Origin of the sequence: Vagococcus allomyrinae (assembly GCF_017829975.1) — a bacterium.
Classification (GTDB): domain Bacteria; phylum Bacillota; class Bacilli; order Lactobacillales; family Vagococcaceae; genus Vagococcus_D; species Vagococcus_D allomyrinae.
On the sequence record NZ_JAEEGA010000001.1, the window covers coordinates 502,089 to 516,951 of the forward strand.

The window sequence follows — 14,863 nt, forward strand, 5'->3', positions numbered from 1 at the left end:
CTAACTTACAGTTGATATAACAATTTTGTTAGGTTCACCCGGGATAATGAAAGTTGATTCGATGTTGCCTCATTTCAGTTTCGTCTATACTTTAGGAAAGAGCTAAAGGAGATGGAGAAAATGATGGGATTCATAACCATTGGTGTGACTTATTTAGGTGTGATAGCTGGCTTGATAAAAAAAGTGATCAGTGAGCGTTCGGCGCCGGTTTCAGGAAAGCCAAAAAAATCCACAGCGTTTAAGCTGTTATTGTTGTTGAGTGTAGCAGGTTTACTGGTGGCAAGTTTAACAGTGATTCCTTTTAGTATTATGTTGATTGTTGCTTTGAGTCCTTTTATCGTATTCTCTGCAGGGGTGGTTTTTACGATTAATGGTGGAATCATGTTAAGGCGAGAGTCCCAATCCCTTGGCAATAGTCTCTCCCTTTTACTAGGTGTTGGCTTATTGAGCGTTAGTTTGGCAACTTTTGTCGCTTATCAGGTAGATTTGACCATTTTAACAGTGCTGACAGGATCTGCTAATTTTATTGCATTAATGTTGTTGATCAGTTTTTTGATTTTTTTGTTCACAGCATATGTGACTCAACATTATGCCAAAATAGAAAAGGTTGATTACATCATCGTGTTGGGTTGTGGCTTAATTAATCATCAAGTGACACCACTGCTCAAGAGCCGATTGGATCGTAGTCTGGCACTGTATCAGCAACAACTTGCTTTAGGGCACGTCAGCAAAATTCTCGTTACAGGTGGTCAGGGAGCTGATGAAGCTATTTCTGAGGGAGAAGCGATGAGGGATTACTTGGTTTTGCAAGGGGTTAAGCCCGCTCATATTATGGTAGAAAAGCTTGCCATCAATACGTATGAAAATATGTTGTTTAGTAAGCAACTGATTGAAAACGAGCAAGCCGCGTATGAAGCTGTTTTTGTGAGCAATAATTTCCACGTGTTTCGTAGCCATTTATTCGCTAAGCAAGTTGGTTTATCTGCAAAGGGTGTCGGCTCTCATACAGCTAGTTATTTCCTTCCTAGCGCGATGTTAAGAGAATTTGTGGCTGTCAGCCTGATGTTCGTTAAAGAGATGGTGAGGAGCCTTAAAAAGGTTCCTAGAGGGACTGTTATCTATAAGTAAAAGAAATGGGACTATTCAATAGTCCCATTTCTTTTATGTTTGTTTATTTTCTAATTCAAGGCTGAGGGTTTCCCACTCTTCTAATAGTGTTTCTTGCTCTTGCTCGAGCTCATTCAGCTGACGTTGAAGGGTCAGTAATTTTTGATGATCCTCAAAATAATCAGGATTGCTCATATCAACTTGAATGGTTTCTATCTGAGATTCAATCGTGAGTAACTGGGATTCAAGTTGCTCAATCTTGCGAGTCAGGCTGCGAATAGCTCGTTGTTCATCCTTTGATTGTTGAAATTGATTGCGGGAAGTAGCAAGTTCAGCTGTTTTTGACAAATTGTTTGATTCAGCTGCCTGTAAAGCAGCTAATTCTGCTTCTTCAAGTTTCTTTTCTAAGTAGTAATCATAGTCACCTAAATAAAGTTTGCTGCCAGTGGCAGACAGCTCCACGATTTTTGTGGCAATCCGATTAATAAAGTAGCGGTCATGAGAGACGAATAGAATGGTACCATTAAATTCTATTAGGGCGTGTTCCAGAACTTCTTTGCTGTCGATGTCCAAGTGGTTGGTGGGCTCATCAAGGACTAAGAAATTTTCTTTGTTCATGGACAACTTTGCTAAGGCTAGTCGGGCTTTTTCGCCACCACTCAGAAGTGGCACCGTTTTTTCAACATCTTCTCCTGAAAAAAGGAAACTGCCTAAAACCGATCGAATGTCTCTTTCAGGTGTTGTCGGGTGTTCATCCCAAAGTTCTTGCAGGACTGTTTTATTAGAGCGAAGATTGGCTTGTTCTTGATCGTAATAACCGATAGAAACATTGGTTCCTAATTGAGCGTCTCCTTTAATAAAAGGAATTTCCTTGATGATTGATTTCAGCAGCGTTGATTTTCCTACGCCGTTTGGACCAACTAAAGCGATGGCTTCTCGTTTGCGAATGTCAAGATTGACAGGTTCTGATAAGATGGTCTGATCGTAGCCGATCGCACCTGCTTCAAGGTGTAGAACCACATTACCTGATTCTCGCTCGATGCCAAATAAAAAGCGAGCTGATTTTTCATCGCCTACAGGTTTGTCAAGCCGATCGATTTTTTCTAATTGTTTTCGCCGACTTTGAGCTCTTTTGGTTGTGCTAGCTCGAACCAAGTTACGTGCAACAAAATCCTCTAATTTATTTATCTCCGTCTGTTGTTTTTCAAAGGCTTTCCAATCTTGCGCGAGCTGTTCTTCTTTTAATTCCAAGTAGCGGGTGTAGTTACCTTTGTAATGGGTCATCTTCTGTCGGCTTAAATCGTAGACTTCAGTGACAATTTTATCGAGAAAATAACGATCGTGAGAGACGATTAAGAGAGAACCGCGATAATTTTGTAAATAGTTTTCCAACCATGCCAAGGTTTCAATATCTAGATGGTTAGTTGGTTCATCGAGTATAAGCAAGTCGGGGCTTTCAAGCAAAAGCTTTGCCAAGGCGAGGCGCGTTTTTTGCCCACCTGAAAGACTGTTGACTGGCCGAAGGTAGAAACTTTCGTCAAATTGAAACCCATTTAAGACAGCTTTCATTTCGGCTTCATAGCCGTAGCCATTTTGCTCGTTAAAATCATGTTGAAGCTGATCGTATTCTGTTAGTAATCGTTGATAATTGTCGTTATCAGCGATTTGTTCAGGTTGTCCTATTTGATATTCCAATTCTCGTAGACGAGCTTCCATGGCTCGTAAACCGTCATAAGCAGTCAGCATTTCCTCCCAAATGGGTTTCTCGCTTTGGAAACCGGTATGTTGATCGAGATAACCGATCGTCAGCTGTTTGATCTTTGAGATCGAACCTTCATCAGGTTCATCGATGCCGGCGATTATTTTTAGTAAGGTGGATTTTCCGGCACCGTTTCGGCCAACTAAGGCGATCCGACTGCGATCCTGAATTTCTAAGTGTATATGTTTAAACAATGTGTCAGCCCCAAAATGTCGGGCGACTTGATTCGCTTGTAATAAAATCATCTTGTGTCCCTCGCTTGCATAGTATAGTACTAGTCTATCATACTTATCATTTCTTGTGAAAAATAATGGAAATGAAACTCATTCTCAAGAAATTTTTTCACAATACCAAACAAGAAAATTGCTTTTACCTGTTAGATACTGTTATTATAATAATGTGAAATCGATAGTAAAAGCCATCACCGTTAATTCAATACTTTGTTTAGCAGTGGGCAAGGCCAAGCATATGTCAGAAACAATTTATCATAGGTATCGTTGAGAATGGCTAATTAATTAGGAGGACTGAGGATTAAAATGAAGAATCAAGTAATACCAAAAGCAACAGCGAAGCGTTTGCCGTTGTATTATCGCTATTTGAAAGTGTTGTTGGACTCAGGAAAAACGAAAGTGTCATCAACTGAGCTAAGTGAAGCAGTTAAAGTAGACAGTGCGACGATTCGTCGTGACTTTTCTTATTTTGGCGAATTAGGTAAACGTGGTTATGGGTATGATGTTCAAAGTTTATTGGATTTCTTCGCTAAAACATTAAGCGAAGACCGTTTGACAAATGTGGTTCTGGTTGGTGTTGGTAATTTAGGTAATGCCTTGCTAAATTACGGTTTCCATCAAAATAACAACATTCGCATTAGCGCTGCGTTTGACGTGAAGGAAGAACTTGTTGGTCGAATTGTTGACGGGATACCTGTCTATCCGATGAGTGATATGGAAGAGCAAATCAAGCAGCAGCAAATTGAAATTGCAATCATGGCTATTCCAGCAAATGCTGCTCAAGATACAGCCAATCTGTTGATTAAAGCAGGCATTAAAGGGATTATGAACTTTACCCCAGTTCGGTTATCAACGCCGAACGATGTTCAAGTTCAAAGCATTGATTTGACGAATGAATTACAAACATTGATTTATTTCTTGAATCACTATACCAAAAAAGAAGAAGAATAAATCGAAAACGACAGCTTGCTAATTTAATTGGCAAGCTGTCGTTTTTTATGATAGGTTGAGTTGTAGTAGCATGACGATAAAATTCATGGCGCAATGAGCGATAATCGAAGTCCAAATGCTGCCAGTTTTTTGATAGAGAAAGTAAAAAACCATGGCCATTGAAAAATAAACTAATAAGTGACCATCAGCATGAACGAGGGCAAAGAGAAGTGAACTGATGATAGCCGCAAGAATAGGCGTCACATACTGACTTAAAAAGCTGATTAAGCTCCGGCGGAAAATGAATTCTTCCATAATCGGCCCTGCGATGGAGACAGCGATTAAAAAAAAGGGAGATGAACGGATTAGCTGAGCGATATTTAGAGTGTTTTGTGATTGGCCACTATCCCATAACAGACGATCGATGGAGCCAGCGATAATTTGCGTTAAAAAGGCTAAAAATAACCCGTAAACGCCCCAGAGAATAATTTCTTTTCGGGGAGTTGTGAGTGCTTTTTGTTCGATTGCCGGTACTTCTTTTAATGAATGACTAAAAAAAATAAGGAGTCCAGCGCCTATCAAATAGCTGATGGTTGTAAAATTAATGCTGAGGTTGCTACTGGGCTTAAAGGGTAGCAATAAGAGTGGGCTGAAATAAACCAGCAAATACAGCGAGCACTGGCTAATAAAATATTTGGTGATTGTCATCTGATGACCTCCTAATGATGAGGTGTGAAAGGCACCTCTGACTATGGTAAAGTATAGCATAGTGACGAAAAAGATGTGAATTTTAAAAAAAAATTACCATATTTCTTGCAAAAAAAGCAAATAATGAGTATTATATAAGAGTGAGTTGGCACTTAGCACAAAAGAGTGCTAAATGCTAATCGAATAACTATAGACTTTATAAAGTGGAGGGATTTACAGTGTTAAAACCGTTAAATGATCGTGTTGTTATTGAAGTAGGTCAAGAAGAAGAAGTAACCGCAGGTGGCTTAGTATTGACTTCAGCAGCTAAAGAGAAACCACAAACTGGTGAAGTAATCGCTGTTGGCGAAGGTCATGTATTAGAAAATGGCACAAGAATGAGCTTATCTGTTAAAGTCGGTGACAAAGTGATGTTTGAAAAATACGCTGGGTCGGAAGTTAAATATGAAGGCAAAGATTATTTAATCGTTCACGAAAAAGATATCGTGGCAATTGTAGAGTAAACATTAAAGACATTTCAATGAATCAAAAATATTAGATGAGGTGAAAGAAATAATGGCTAAAGATATTAAATTTTCAGTAGACGCACGTGCAGCAATGGTTAAAGGTGTTGATACATTAGCTGACGTGGTAAAAGTAACATTAGGTCCAAAAGGTCGGAACGTGGTGTTAGAAAAATCATATGGTTCACCCTTAATCACAAATGATGGTGTGACAATTGCAAAAGAAATTGAATTGGAAGATCACTTTGAAAATATGGGTGCTAAGCTTGTCTCAGAAGTGGCATCAAAAACTAATGATATTGCTGGTGATGGTACGACAACGGCAACTTTGTTAACGCAAGCTATCGTTCGTGAAGGTATTAAAAACGTTACTGCTGGCGCTAACCCAATTGGCATTCGTCGTGGGATTGAAAAAGCAACCAAAGCAGCTGTGGAAGAATTACATGCTATTTCTGTTAAAGTTGATTCCAAGGAATCAATTGCCCAAGTTGCGGCAGTTTCTTCTGGTGACGAGCGCGTTGGTGAATTAGTGTCTGCAGCGATGGATAAAGTAGGCAATGATGGCGTCATTACCATTGAAGAGTCTAAAGGGATTGAAACAGAATTAGATGTAGTGGAAGGTATGCAGTTTGATCGTGGTTACTTATCACAATACATGGTAACCGATAATGATAAGATGGAAGCTGTTTTAGAGAACCCTTATATCTTGATTACAGATAAAAAAATCTCAAATATTCAAGATATCTTACCATTATTAGAACAAATCTTACAACAAAATAAACCACTTTTAATCATTGCCGATGATATTGATGGTGAAGCATTGCCAACATTGGTATTGAATAAAATTCGTGGGACATTCAATGTAGCGGCTGTTAAAGCTCCTGGTTTTGGGGATCGCCGTAAAGCAATGTTAGAGGATATTGCTGTTCTAACTGGTGGTACATTAATTACTGAAGATTTAGGATTAGAATTAAAAGATGCCACAATCGATGCATTGGGAACAGCTCGTACGGTGGTTGTGGATAAAGATAACACAACAATTGTTGAAGGGGCTGGCGATAAGCAAGCCATTGAAGATCGTGTTGGCTTAATTCGTTCGCAAATTGCTGACACTACCTCTGACTTTGATCGTGAAAAATTACAAGAACGTTTGGCTAAACTATCAGGTGGGGTTGCCCTTATTAAAGTCGGTGCTGCCACTGAAACAGAGCTAAAAGAATTAAAATTACGTATTGAAGATGCGTTAAACGCTACACGTGCAGCTGTTGAAGAAGGTATCGTTTCTGGTGGTGGGACTGCTTTAGTTAATGTCTCTCACAAAGTGGCTGAATTAAAAGCAGAAGGTGATGAACAAACAGGAATCAACATCGTCTTGCGTGCCCTGGAAGAACCTATTCGTCAAATTGCTGACAATGCTGGTCATGAAGGATCAGTCGTTGTGGATAAATTAAAACAAGCTGAAATTGGTGTAGGCTTTAATGCCGCAACGGATGAATGGGTAAACATGATCGACGCTGGTATTGTTGATCCGACAAAAGTGACTCGTTCTGCGCTACAAAACGCCGCAAGTGTTGCAGCTTTAATTTTAACAACAGAAGCTGTTATTGCTGATAAACCAGAACCAGCTGCCCCTGCAATGCCTGGTATGGATCCAGGTATGGGAGGAATGGGCGGTATGATGTAACAGCCCAACCAAAAAAGCTACCTCGTAATGTGAGGTAGCTTATTTTTTTTGTGCGTGCCCAGTAAGTTATATGGTGGGAACTTCACCTAGGGGTTACTATTTAATGTTGTTCGCTTCATCTTCTTCTGTTGTCGCTCGGAATAACGTATTGTAGCGATCCTCATCTTCTTGATTGTCACGAATGACTTTTGCCAAAGTGAACGAAGAAGAGATCAGGCCAACCGAGCCCATTAAATAGTACCCTTTTACCATTAGTGGCTCTTTCAATGTGTAAAGTCCAATCATCATCAATGCCACAAAAAAGGCAAAAGATCCCCAGCTCAGAAAGATAAAAGCGGGTGAATTGCGGTATGCTTTCTTTTTCATAAATTCCTCCAAAAAATAATCGTTTCGTGAACTAACGTCGCTAAATGCTATCAGCGAAATTTGTTCCATCATCAATCATACCTTAAAATGCTCCTAATTGTTAGTATAAATGTTATTTAATTGTTTTTTTTGACTGACTTGACTGATTAGGCGCTATCAGTCAGTCGAGATTAATTAAAAAATCGACTAAGGGACTTTGAGTCTATCAAAGGAAAGTGATTTTAGGTAAAAGGTGTTTTTCTCTTATTTAATAAGCTTAAGTAGGCAAAGATGAGGTTTATCGTTTATAATAATCAGAAGGAGGGGATCGACATGGCGGAATTTAAGCCGGTTATTTGGCACGAAGGGACGAGTCATTACTATGAAGTGAAACCTGCCTTACCCCTTCAACGGTTAATTGATTGTTATTGGGTGAGTTTGCCACAGATGAATGAAATTGAATCACGGATTATTCCAGATTTGTGTGCGGATTTTATTATGACGTTTACCCCAGAGATGAAGTTGAAACAGTTGCGGTATAGTGGTCCAAATACTCGTTACTTTCTTTCGATCGATCAATCATCTGAAGTGACGTTAGGAATCAGATTTTATTTAAGTTCCTTGAGAAATTGGTTGCCGAATAATTTAAGCCAAACCAAGGATCAGCTGTTGGTTGAGTGGGACGGGTTTGCGCCTTTTTCTAAACACTTAATGATGGCGATGGAAATGGGGCTAACATGTTGCCAACTAATTAGTAGTTTTAATGAGTTTTTTTTAAAGGAGCTATCGACCGAACAGACAAGTTCCTCTAGTTTAATAAAAAATATCATCAAAAACAGTCTAGAAATGGTGGATTACCGGGAAATAATTTGCAAAGAGGTCGTATCTGAGCGCACGATCCAGCGGATATTTAGAGAGGAGACCGGTCTCTCACCTTATGAGGCTTATGATATTTTGCGTTTTCAGAAGGCCTTAAAAAGCATGCTGATAAACCCAGCAAGAAGTTTAAGTGATGTAGCACTAAGTCATGGATACTGCGATCAAGCTCATTATAATCGCCGTTTTAAAGTAATTAGCGGTCTAACTCCCAGTGAGGTACGTCAGAGCTGTCGCAATTATCCAAGACATGAACTAAATGACAAGATAAACTAGTATTTATAACGAAAGAGGTGGAGATAATGAAACTAGATATGGTCGGGATTATTGTTAGCGAGATGTCTAAAGCGATTACGTTTTACGAAACGTTAGGCTTTACGGTAGTAGGTGATCCGAATCAAGCCTATGTGGAACTGAGTAATCAAGGAGTAAGAATTTCATTAAATACGCAAGAGATGATTGAGGGGATTTATGGGTTTCCTCCGGCAAGCCAGGGGGAGCGGATCGAGTTGGCTTTCTTATGTGATGGACCGGCAGATGTAAATCAGGTGGTTGCCAAAATGAAAGAAGCCGGCTATGAGGTCTTTAAAGAACCTTGGGATGCGTTCTGGGGACAACGTTACGCGATTATTAAAGATCTGGATGGTAATTTGCTTAGTCTATTTGCTGATTTGGAGGCCAAATAATGGAAGAACTGGTTGCTTATTTGCAGGCAGAAAGTCAGCAATGGCCAGGTGTTAAAATTAGCTATCGAGAGTCTTGGGAATGCGAATATTTTGAAGTTAAGGAGAAATTTTTCTGTATGATTGGTGAGACGAAGGCTGGGGATTTGGTAATGACTGTAAAGGGGTTACCAACAAGCAATGAGGAATTTCGGGAACAATACTCTTTTGTTGTGCCGGGGTATTATACGAATAAAACTCATTGGAATTCAATTTTACTGGCTCAATCAACCTTTAGTAATGACGAGTTGTTAGCTCACTTAAAACAGTCATACGAGTTAGTCGTGGCCAAATTGCCAAAAAAGCTTCAAAAAAGTTTGGTGGAATCATGTTGATTAAATCAGAGTTGAAACTAGCTGGCTGGGGAGCATAATGGAGGAATAGAATGAAGACGGAGCGTTTACTGGGGTTAATCGTCCTGCTACTTAGTCGTAGACAGATGACGGCAAAAGAAATGTCTCAGCATTTTCAGGTTTCTCAGAGAACCATCTATCGGGATATGATAACGCTGGAGAATGCAGGTTTCCCAGTTATTGCGCATCATGGCAATGAAGGTGGCTATCAATTGATGGATGGGTTCAAATTGCATAGTTACACCTTTTCAGAAGTTGAAAAGGCGTGGTTATTGAATGTCTTGAATATGCAGGAAGAGCTACTGACGGAAACCGTAATGGGAAGAGGCATTATCGATAAGCTGCGGTTATTAGTTATGAGCGAACCTGCGGATTATCACGTTAGCCTAGAACAGGCGACATTGCATCGGAAACAGATAGAGGATGAAACAAAAGCCAAGTTAGTCTGTTTGGATAAAATCATTGCTGCTAAACATAAAGGACAGATAGATTATGTATCAGCTGATGGGCAAAAAACCTCCCGTAAAATAAATCCTTGGCAGCTACGGTTATCAAATGGCAGTTGGTATTTGTTAGCGTTTTGCGAGTTGCGTCAGAGAGACAGAATGTTTAAATTGACGCGTATTCGCCATATACAAGTGTTAGATGAGCAGCAAACGGTCCCTTTAAACCAGCTACAGGCTAGTAAGGAAATAGAAAAGGAGCTAGTAGAGTGCCATTTTTCAGCTAATCAATTAGGGAAGCTTTATGATTTTTTTACGGATGAGGACATGAGGCCGTTGGAAAGTGGCGCTATTCAGGTTTCTTTTGAAGAAGACAAAGAGAAAAATTTATTGCCATTCTTGCTGATGTTTGGTGACTCAGTCAAAGTGATTGCGCCAGAAACTTTAAGGCAGGCCCATCTTCGCGCAATTGAGGCGATGAAAAATAATTATTTAGACTAAGCTGACAAACAGATGTCAGCTTAGTTTTTTTATAATGAAGAAGAAAGGAAGAGTGATTGACGATGAAACTAAATGAGTTAGCAAGTGTTCGCACGAATAATGTTAATGATCCAGAGATGACCACCAAAATACAAGGCGTTTGGGGAGAGGCTCAAGCAAAATTGACTCAAAAGATGCCGCTTTATGGTGTTTATCATGCATATGAAAGTGATTATAAAGGAGATTATACGTTGTCTATTGCATGTGAGGCGGGAGAGGAAGGGGCTTTTTTGATGATTGATGATCGAGCGATGTATCAGGTGTTTCCAGTGGATACATCACAAGAGCGGGCTGTTTATCAAACTTGGCAGAGGATTTGGGCGTTGGAGGAGCAGGGGGACTTAAGTCGCTCATACAAATTTGATTATGAAAAATACGCAACAGATGGTTCTATTGAGATTTTTTTAGGAATTCACTCATAAAAGATAAACTTACAGAGAAAAATTAAGTGAATTATCGTGAGGACGAAGTTGGTTTCGTCCTTTTTTGATGTTTTTTTCACAAGTCTGATCATTAATCGATCATTTATTTGTTGTGCGTTTTAAAAAAATATCTTGATGGTGATAGTGTTTGTGTTCGAAAAGTTTAAAAAATGAGGTAGATAAACAGGCAAATCTGTTGGTAATCAAGGGGTTTGTCTCAAAAAGTGTGGTTATTTTCTGAAAAAATGAGACCAGTTACATGCATTTTCATTTTATACTGTGTAAGAAGTAATAAATAAAACAACACAGAAAAAGGAGATGGAACAATGTACAACTCACTTACTTATGGCACTGTTATTAAAGAATTACGTACCAATCGATTTTTATCACAAGGTGAACTAGCAGAAGATATCTGTTCTCAAGGAATGTTAAGCCGAATTGAAAATAATGATGTCGTGCCCAATGTTCTGGTGATGCAAAAGTTATGTGAAAGGTTGAATGTCTCTGTTAATTATGTGTTGACTCGTGAAGAAATAAGTAAAGCACCAGCTAATAATTGGTTGGAGTTACTAAGACAATATAAACACAGTAAAAAAATAACGGAATTAACCGAAACGATTGATGAAATTGAAAAGCAAGACAAGACTTTATTTAAAACTAAATTAGAGTTGCAGGAGTACGCGTATTATAAAGGGTGTGCTTTAAGTTATTTGAATCCTAATTCTGCTGAAGCTTTGACTGTCTTACAAGATGGCTTGAATTATACTTATAATCGAAAAAAGACGTATGTCACCGATTTAGAGGTAATGTTATTGAGTGAAATTGGTTCTGTTTATTACAATCAAGGCAAATTTGAATTAGGTTTATCCTTTATGAAGCGGAGTATTGCTCAATTTTACAACGATATCAATAAAAGAGAAAAAGTGGATTTAATTAAGGTGTTTTACAATATTTCTGCAAGCTTTGTTGATTTGAAAACATATGAAGAAGCGCTAGAATACATTGAACAAGGGATTTTATGGAGTCAAAAAAAGAAGAGTTATTACCGTTTAAGTGATCTTTATATGTTAAAAGGAATTGTGCTGAAAGATTTAGGACGGATGGATGAAGCGATTGAAATAGTGGAGATTTCTGATACTTTAGACAAATTAGTCGACTATGCTAGTTAAAAAGAACCGACCTTGAGGTCGGTTCTTTTTAACTATAGGAAATCAGCTAACAGTCTCTTTAGCTGATTTTGACTTTATATAGTTCCCATTAATTAATTATCCAATGGAACTATATGTTTGATTATTTAACATGATGTATATAGCTGAATGCTTCGTTGAGTCACTAGTCTTGGGAGGTAGCTTCTTGTTTTTCTTTGTCGCGATAAACGTCCATTTTTTTGCTGAACAGCTGGCCATTTGAAGGCGGGGTGTAAGTAATGGCGTTAGCACCAGCTTGGATGGTTTCAAGAATGGCTTCTTCAGTGGGACCACCTGTCGCAATAATTGGGATTTTAGGGTAGTCTTCACGAATTTTGCGAACAATATTGGCAGTATCTTTTCCACCACTTACGTTGAGAATAGAAACGCCAGCTTGTAGCCGTTCTTCCACATCCGTAAATAAAGACGTAATGGTTCCTACAACTGGAATGTCAACCACATCTGCGATGTCTTGGATGGTTTCTTTAGGTGTTGGAGCGTTGACGACAACGCCGATCGCACCTTGTGATTCGGCAAAAATACTCATTTGAACAGAACGTTTTCCTTGAGTTAAGCCGCCACCTACACCAGAAAAAACGGGAATATCTGCTGCTTCGGTAATACTTTTAGTGATGGTCGGATGGGGGGTGAACGGATAAACAGCAATGACTGCATCTGCATCGATATTACGAATAATCGCAATATCCGTGGAATATACGATGGATTTTATCCGGCGACCAAAAATTCTAATACCGCTACATTGACGAATAACTGGTGGTACTTTGATAATATCTTTTCTTAAATCAGTCATGATTTCAGGAATTTCAAGGGGTGCTTTTTGTTCAGTCATGAGAGTCCTCCTAAGTGATAAATTTGATACTGTTATTATAACGCAGACAGAATCTAAAAAGATAGTTTGAACTAGTTTAATGATTTAATCAAGTCGAAAATATGGGTGAATTCGGGCTCAAACAGACTCCCATTCAAATAAATAAAGTAAAAACTATGAGACGTTTCCAACTGCTGAATGTTAATTTTTTGATAGGTCTGGTCAATTAGTTCTTTTTTGACGACTTCTTCGTAAAGAAAGGCAATGCCTAAATTATTTTTTACTAGTTCTTTAATACTGTTTAAACTACCTAATTCTAATAAGCGAGAAAAGTCGTCCACTGCATAATTTTGCTCAGCCAATAAATTGTCGAGAATTTTTCGTGAACCCGAGCCTTTTTCTCGTGTGATAAGGGTCTCGGATAGCAGGTCTGAGATGTGATAGTTTTCGCCAATTTGATAGGAACTTTGAGTTGAGGCGATGGCGATGAATGGCTGAGAAGACAGTTCATAGTGAGCGAACTCTTGCTTGGGAAAGTTTCCTTCGACGAGTGCGAAGTCAATATCGCCAGTTCGTAACTGTTGTAAAATTTGTTGAGTGTTTTCGACTAAACAAGAGATGTTCAATTTGGGATCAGATTGAGCAAAGGCTTGAACAATTCGGGGTAATAACTCATCTCCAATCGAGAGGGTTGTTGCAAAATTAAGGTCTTTATTAGCAGTCTCTCTATGGGTTAAATTAGTCTCTATTTTTTTGATTTGTGCTTGTAGATTCTGTAAGTAACGGTATAGTAACTGACCTTTATTAGTTAAACGAATCTCTCGATTTTGATAAGAAACAAGCTTGGTTTGATACTTGTGCTCCAACCACTGAATATGTTGGGTGACAGCTGGTTGGGTAATAAATAACTTTTCGGCAGTTTTTGTGTAATTTCGTTCAGCGCAAAGCACGAGAAACGTTTGGTAACGATAATCTAACATTAGACCCTCCTTTATAAGCTGTGGTTATAGAGGTATTATAAGTGATAATTTCATTTTATTCCAGTTTCATGTTATGCTAATTGTAGTAAAAATCGTCCAATCGTTGTGTTTGGATGGGGGTAGTGACAAAAAGTGAAGTGGATGAAAAGAGTAGTGTTCAGGGAGTGCGTAGATGGAAAAAATAGTGAGTTGGCTTAAAGACCGATGGCAAGGTTTTATTGTTTGTTTAGTAATTGCCATAGTAGCCCAAGTAGTTGGCAGTTTTGTTCCTCAAATAGGAGCAGCGTTGTTTGCAATTTTATTGGGGATACTGTGCGGCAACACATTCTTAAATCGTGAAAGTTTTGCAAAAGGCGTCCGATTTTCTGAAAGTAAACTATTAGAGTATTCAATTGCCTTGACCGGGTTAACCTTAAATATTACCGATGTAATGGGTGTTGGTTGGCGAGGGATTAGCTTTATTGTTTTACAGATGACGTTAACCATTATCTTAGCGTATAAATGGGGTCAGTGGTTTGGTTTTGGGCGGAAGTTTTCTTTGTTAATGTGTGCAGGCAATGCGGTTTGTGGCTCGTCGGCAATCGGGACCATAAGTCCAATTATAGAGGCTGATGAAAAGGACAAGGGGATTTCGATCACCATTGTCAATTTGACGGGCACTATTTTAATGGTTGGCTTGCCCGTGATCACCAGTTTTCTGTATCAGCATCAGACCATGCCAACAAGTGCCATGATTGGTGGCGTTTTGCAATCGATTGGTCAGGTTATCGCTTCAGGTAAGTTAGTAAATGAGGACGTGACCCAATTCGCGACTATCTTTAAAATTTTACGAATTATCTTATTGGTTGTCGTTGCTTTAAGTTTTTCGAGAATGAATACATCGGATCAAGGTGGCCTGTTTGAGAAGGGTGAGGGGAAGAAAAGAGCTAAGGTAGGTATACCGTGGTTTATTACGGTTTTCTTTGTTTTTTGTTTGGTGATCTCTTTTGGTAATATTCCAGATGGGGTGTCACTCATTGCTAAAAAAGTCAGTAGTCAGTTTGAAATTATCGCGTTAGCGGGAATTGGCATGCGTGTGAAATTTAGAGATTTAGTCAAAGAGGGGCCAAAAGCGATGGCTCTAGGAGGAACAATTGGTCTAAGCCAAGTGGCAGTGGCCATCATTCTCATTTTTTTATTGATTAAGTAGACGAGCTAGAGTGCTGTTGTTTTTTTATAAACAAGTAGTTAGCGCTTGCTTTCCGC

General features: G+C 38.9%; 16 protein-coding genes. 11 read left to right on the forward strand and 5 right to left on the reverse strand.

Annotated elements, in window-relative coordinates:
- The first annotated feature begins 120 nt into the window (after positions 1 to 120).
- On the forward strand, positions 121 to 1,128 hold the full coding sequence (locus tag I6N95_RS02235) for a YdcF family protein (RefSeq protein WP_209524704.1): 1,008 nt from the start codon (positions 121 to 123) through the stop codon (positions 1,126 to 1,128).
- A gap of 33 nt (positions 1,129 to 1,161) precedes the next feature.
- Here the strand turns inward: I6N95_RS02235 and I6N95_RS02240 are convergent, their stop codons facing one another.
- On the reverse strand, positions 1,162 to 3,111 hold the full coding sequence (locus tag I6N95_RS02240; RefSeq protein WP_209524705.1) for an ABC-F family ATP-binding cassette domain-containing protein: 1,950 nt from the start codon (positions 3,109 to 3,111) through the stop codon (positions 1,162 to 1,164).
- A gap of 291 nt (positions 3,112 to 3,402) precedes the next feature.
- On the opposite strand from I6N95_RS02240, the gene I6N95_RS02245 reads away from it, so the two are divergent.
- A complete protein-coding gene (locus I6N95_RS02245) occupies positions 3,403 to 4,047 on the forward strand; it encodes a redox-sensing transcriptional repressor Rex (RefSeq protein ID WP_209524706.1) in 645 nt (214 codons plus the stop codon).
- Positions 4,048 to 4,092: 45 nt separating this feature from the next.
- Here I6N95_RS02245 and I6N95_RS02250 read toward each other — a convergent pair whose 3' ends face one another.
- The gene (locus I6N95_RS02250) at positions 4,093 to 4,734 is read right to left on the reverse strand and encodes a CPBP family intramembrane glutamic endopeptidase (protein ID WP_209524707.1); all 642 of its coding nucleotides are present in this window, start codon (positions 4,732 to 4,734) and stop codon (positions 4,093 to 4,095) included.
- A 218-nt stretch (positions 4,735 to 4,952) separates the two neighbouring features.
- Between I6N95_RS02250 and groES the strand changes: the two genes are divergently transcribed.
- Positions 4,953 to 5,237: a co-chaperone GroES gene (groES, locus tag I6N95_RS02255; protein ID WP_209524708.1), complete on the forward strand. Its 285-nt coding sequence runs from the start codon at positions 4,953 to 4,955 to the stop codon at positions 5,235 to 5,237.
- Between the two features lie 52 nt (positions 5,238 to 5,289).
- Positions 5,290 to 6,921 (forward strand): chaperonin GroEL, encoded by a 1,632-nt coding sequence (gene groL, locus I6N95_RS02260; RefSeq protein WP_209524709.1) that lies wholly within the window; start codon positions 5,290 to 5,292, stop codon positions 6,919 to 6,921.
- Between the two features lie 96 nt (positions 6,922 to 7,017).
- Here groL and I6N95_RS02265 read toward each other — a convergent pair whose 3' ends face one another.
- Complete coding sequence (locus I6N95_RS02265) at positions 7,018 to 7,287, reverse strand: YiaA/YiaB family inner membrane protein (protein WP_209524710.1); 270 nt, start codon at positions 7,285 to 7,287, stop codon at positions 7,018 to 7,020.
- 312 nt (positions 7,288 to 7,599) lie between these two features.
- Here I6N95_RS02265 and I6N95_RS02270 point away from each other — a divergent pair, with 312 nt between their 5' ends.
- The 6 genes from I6N95_RS02270 (at position 7,600) to I6N95_RS02295 (ending at position 11,791) form a co-directional block, all read left to right on the forward strand.
- Entirely contained in the window at positions 7,600 to 8,418 is an 819-nt protein-coding gene (locus I6N95_RS02270) for a helix-turn-helix domain-containing protein (RefSeq protein WP_209524711.1), read from the forward strand.
- Between the two features lie 26 nt (positions 8,419 to 8,444).
- Positions 8,445 to 8,828 (forward strand): VOC family protein, encoded by a 384-nt coding sequence (locus I6N95_RS02275; protein ID WP_209524712.1) that lies wholly within the window; start codon positions 8,445 to 8,447, stop codon positions 8,826 to 8,828.
- Complete coding sequence (locus I6N95_RS02280; protein WP_209524713.1) at positions 8,828 to 9,199, forward strand: MmcQ/YjbR family DNA-binding protein; 372 nt, start codon at positions 8,828 to 8,830, stop codon at positions 9,197 to 9,199. Before I6N95_RS02275 ends, I6N95_RS02280 begins: the two co-directional genes overlap by 1 nt.
- A gap of 50 nt (positions 9,200 to 9,249) precedes the next feature.
- Complete coding sequence (locus I6N95_RS02285; protein ID WP_209524714.1) at positions 9,250 to 10,161, forward strand: helix-turn-helix transcriptional regulator; 912 nt, start codon at positions 9,250 to 9,252, stop codon at positions 10,159 to 10,161.
- 62 nt (positions 10,162 to 10,223) lie between these two features.
- Positions 10,224 to 10,622 carry an effector binding domain-containing protein gene (locus I6N95_RS02290; RefSeq protein ID WP_209524715.1) on the forward strand — a complete coding sequence of 133 codons (399 nt, stop codon included), beginning with the start codon at positions 10,224 to 10,226 and terminating at the stop codon, positions 10,620 to 10,622.
- A gap of 326 nt (positions 10,623 to 10,948) precedes the next feature.
- The gene (locus I6N95_RS02295; protein ID WP_209524716.1) at positions 10,949 to 11,791 is read left to right on the forward strand and encodes a helix-turn-helix domain-containing protein; all 843 of its coding nucleotides are present in this window, start codon (positions 10,949 to 10,951) and stop codon (positions 11,789 to 11,791) included.
- A 163-nt stretch (positions 11,792 to 11,954) separates the two neighbouring features.
- Here the strand turns inward: I6N95_RS02295 and I6N95_RS02300 are convergent, their stop codons facing one another.
- Together I6N95_RS02300 and I6N95_RS02305 are read right to left on the reverse strand one after the other, a co-directional pair.
- Complete coding sequence (locus I6N95_RS02300) at positions 11,955 to 12,659, reverse strand: beta/alpha barrel domain-containing protein (RefSeq protein WP_209524717.1); 705 nt, start codon at positions 12,657 to 12,659, stop codon at positions 11,955 to 11,957.
- Between the two features lie 71 nt (positions 12,660 to 12,730).
- Positions 12,731 to 13,618: a LysR family transcriptional regulator gene (locus I6N95_RS02305; protein WP_209524718.1), complete on the reverse strand. Its 888-nt coding sequence runs from the start codon at positions 13,616 to 13,618 to the stop codon at positions 12,731 to 12,733.
- A gap of 172 nt (positions 13,619 to 13,790) precedes the next feature.
- On the opposite strand from I6N95_RS02305, the gene I6N95_RS02310 reads away from it, so the two are divergent.
- Positions 13,791 to 14,807, forward strand: coding sequence for a YeiH family protein (locus I6N95_RS02310; RefSeq protein WP_209524719.1), 1,017 nt, complete (start codon positions 13,791 to 13,793; stop codon positions 14,805 to 14,807).
- The last annotated feature ends 56 nt before the right edge of the window (positions 14,808 to 14,863 follow it).

What these genes read in the sequence shown, in the direction of transcription:
- I6N95_RS02235 (WP_209524704.1), top strand. Translation starts at nt 121, where the DNA reads ATGATGGGATTCATAACCATTGGTGTGACTTATTTAGGTGTGATAGCT.
- I6N95_RS02240 (WP_209524705.1), bottom strand. Translation starts at nt 3,111, where the DNA reads ATGATTTTATTACAAGCGAATCAAGTCGCCCGACATTTTGGGGCTGAC.
- I6N95_RS02245 (WP_209524706.1), top strand. Translation starts at nt 3,403, where the DNA reads ATGAAGAATCAAGTAATACCAAAAGCAACAGCGAAGCGTTTGCCGTTG.
- I6N95_RS02250 (WP_209524707.1), bottom strand. Translation starts at nt 4,734, where the DNA reads ATGACAATCACCAAATATTTTATTAGCCAGTGCTCGCTGTATTTGCTG.
- groL (WP_209524709.1), top strand. Translation starts at nt 5,290, where the DNA reads ATGGCTAAAGATATTAAATTTTCAGTAGACGCACGTGCAGCAATGGTT.
- I6N95_RS02265 (WP_209524710.1), bottom strand. Translation starts at nt 7,287, where the DNA reads ATGAAAAAGAAAGCATACCGCAATTCACCCGCTTTTATCTTTCTGAGC.
- I6N95_RS02270 (WP_209524711.1), top strand. Translation starts at nt 7,600, where the DNA reads ATGGCGGAATTTAAGCCGGTTATTTGGCACGAAGGGACGAGTCATTAC.
- I6N95_RS02275 (WP_209524712.1), top strand. Translation starts at nt 8,445, where the DNA reads ATGAAACTAGATATGGTCGGGATTATTGTTAGCGAGATGTCTAAAGCG.
- I6N95_RS02280 (WP_209524713.1), top strand. Translation starts at nt 8,828, where the DNA reads ATGGAAGAACTGGTTGCTTATTTGCAGGCAGAAAGTCAGCAATGGCCA.
- I6N95_RS02285 (WP_209524714.1), top strand. Translation starts at nt 9,250, where the DNA reads ATGAAGACGGAGCGTTTACTGGGGTTAATCGTCCTGCTACTTAGTCGT.
- I6N95_RS02290 (WP_209524715.1), top strand. Translation starts at nt 10,224, where the DNA reads ATGAAACTAAATGAGTTAGCAAGTGTTCGCACGAATAATGTTAATGAT.
- I6N95_RS02295 (WP_209524716.1), top strand. Translation starts at nt 10,949, where the DNA reads ATGTACAACTCACTTACTTATGGCACTGTTATTAAAGAATTACGTACC.
- I6N95_RS02300 (WP_209524717.1), bottom strand. Translation starts at nt 12,659, where the DNA reads ATGACTGAACAAAAAGCACCCCTTGAAATTCCTGAAATCATGACTGAT.
- I6N95_RS02305 (WP_209524718.1), bottom strand. Translation starts at nt 13,618, where the DNA reads ATGTTAGATTATCGTTACCAAACGTTTCTCGTGCTTTGCGCTGAACGA.
- I6N95_RS02310 (WP_209524719.1), top strand. Translation starts at nt 13,791, where the DNA reads ATGGAAAAAATAGTGAGTTGGCTTAAAGACCGATGGCAAGGTTTTATT.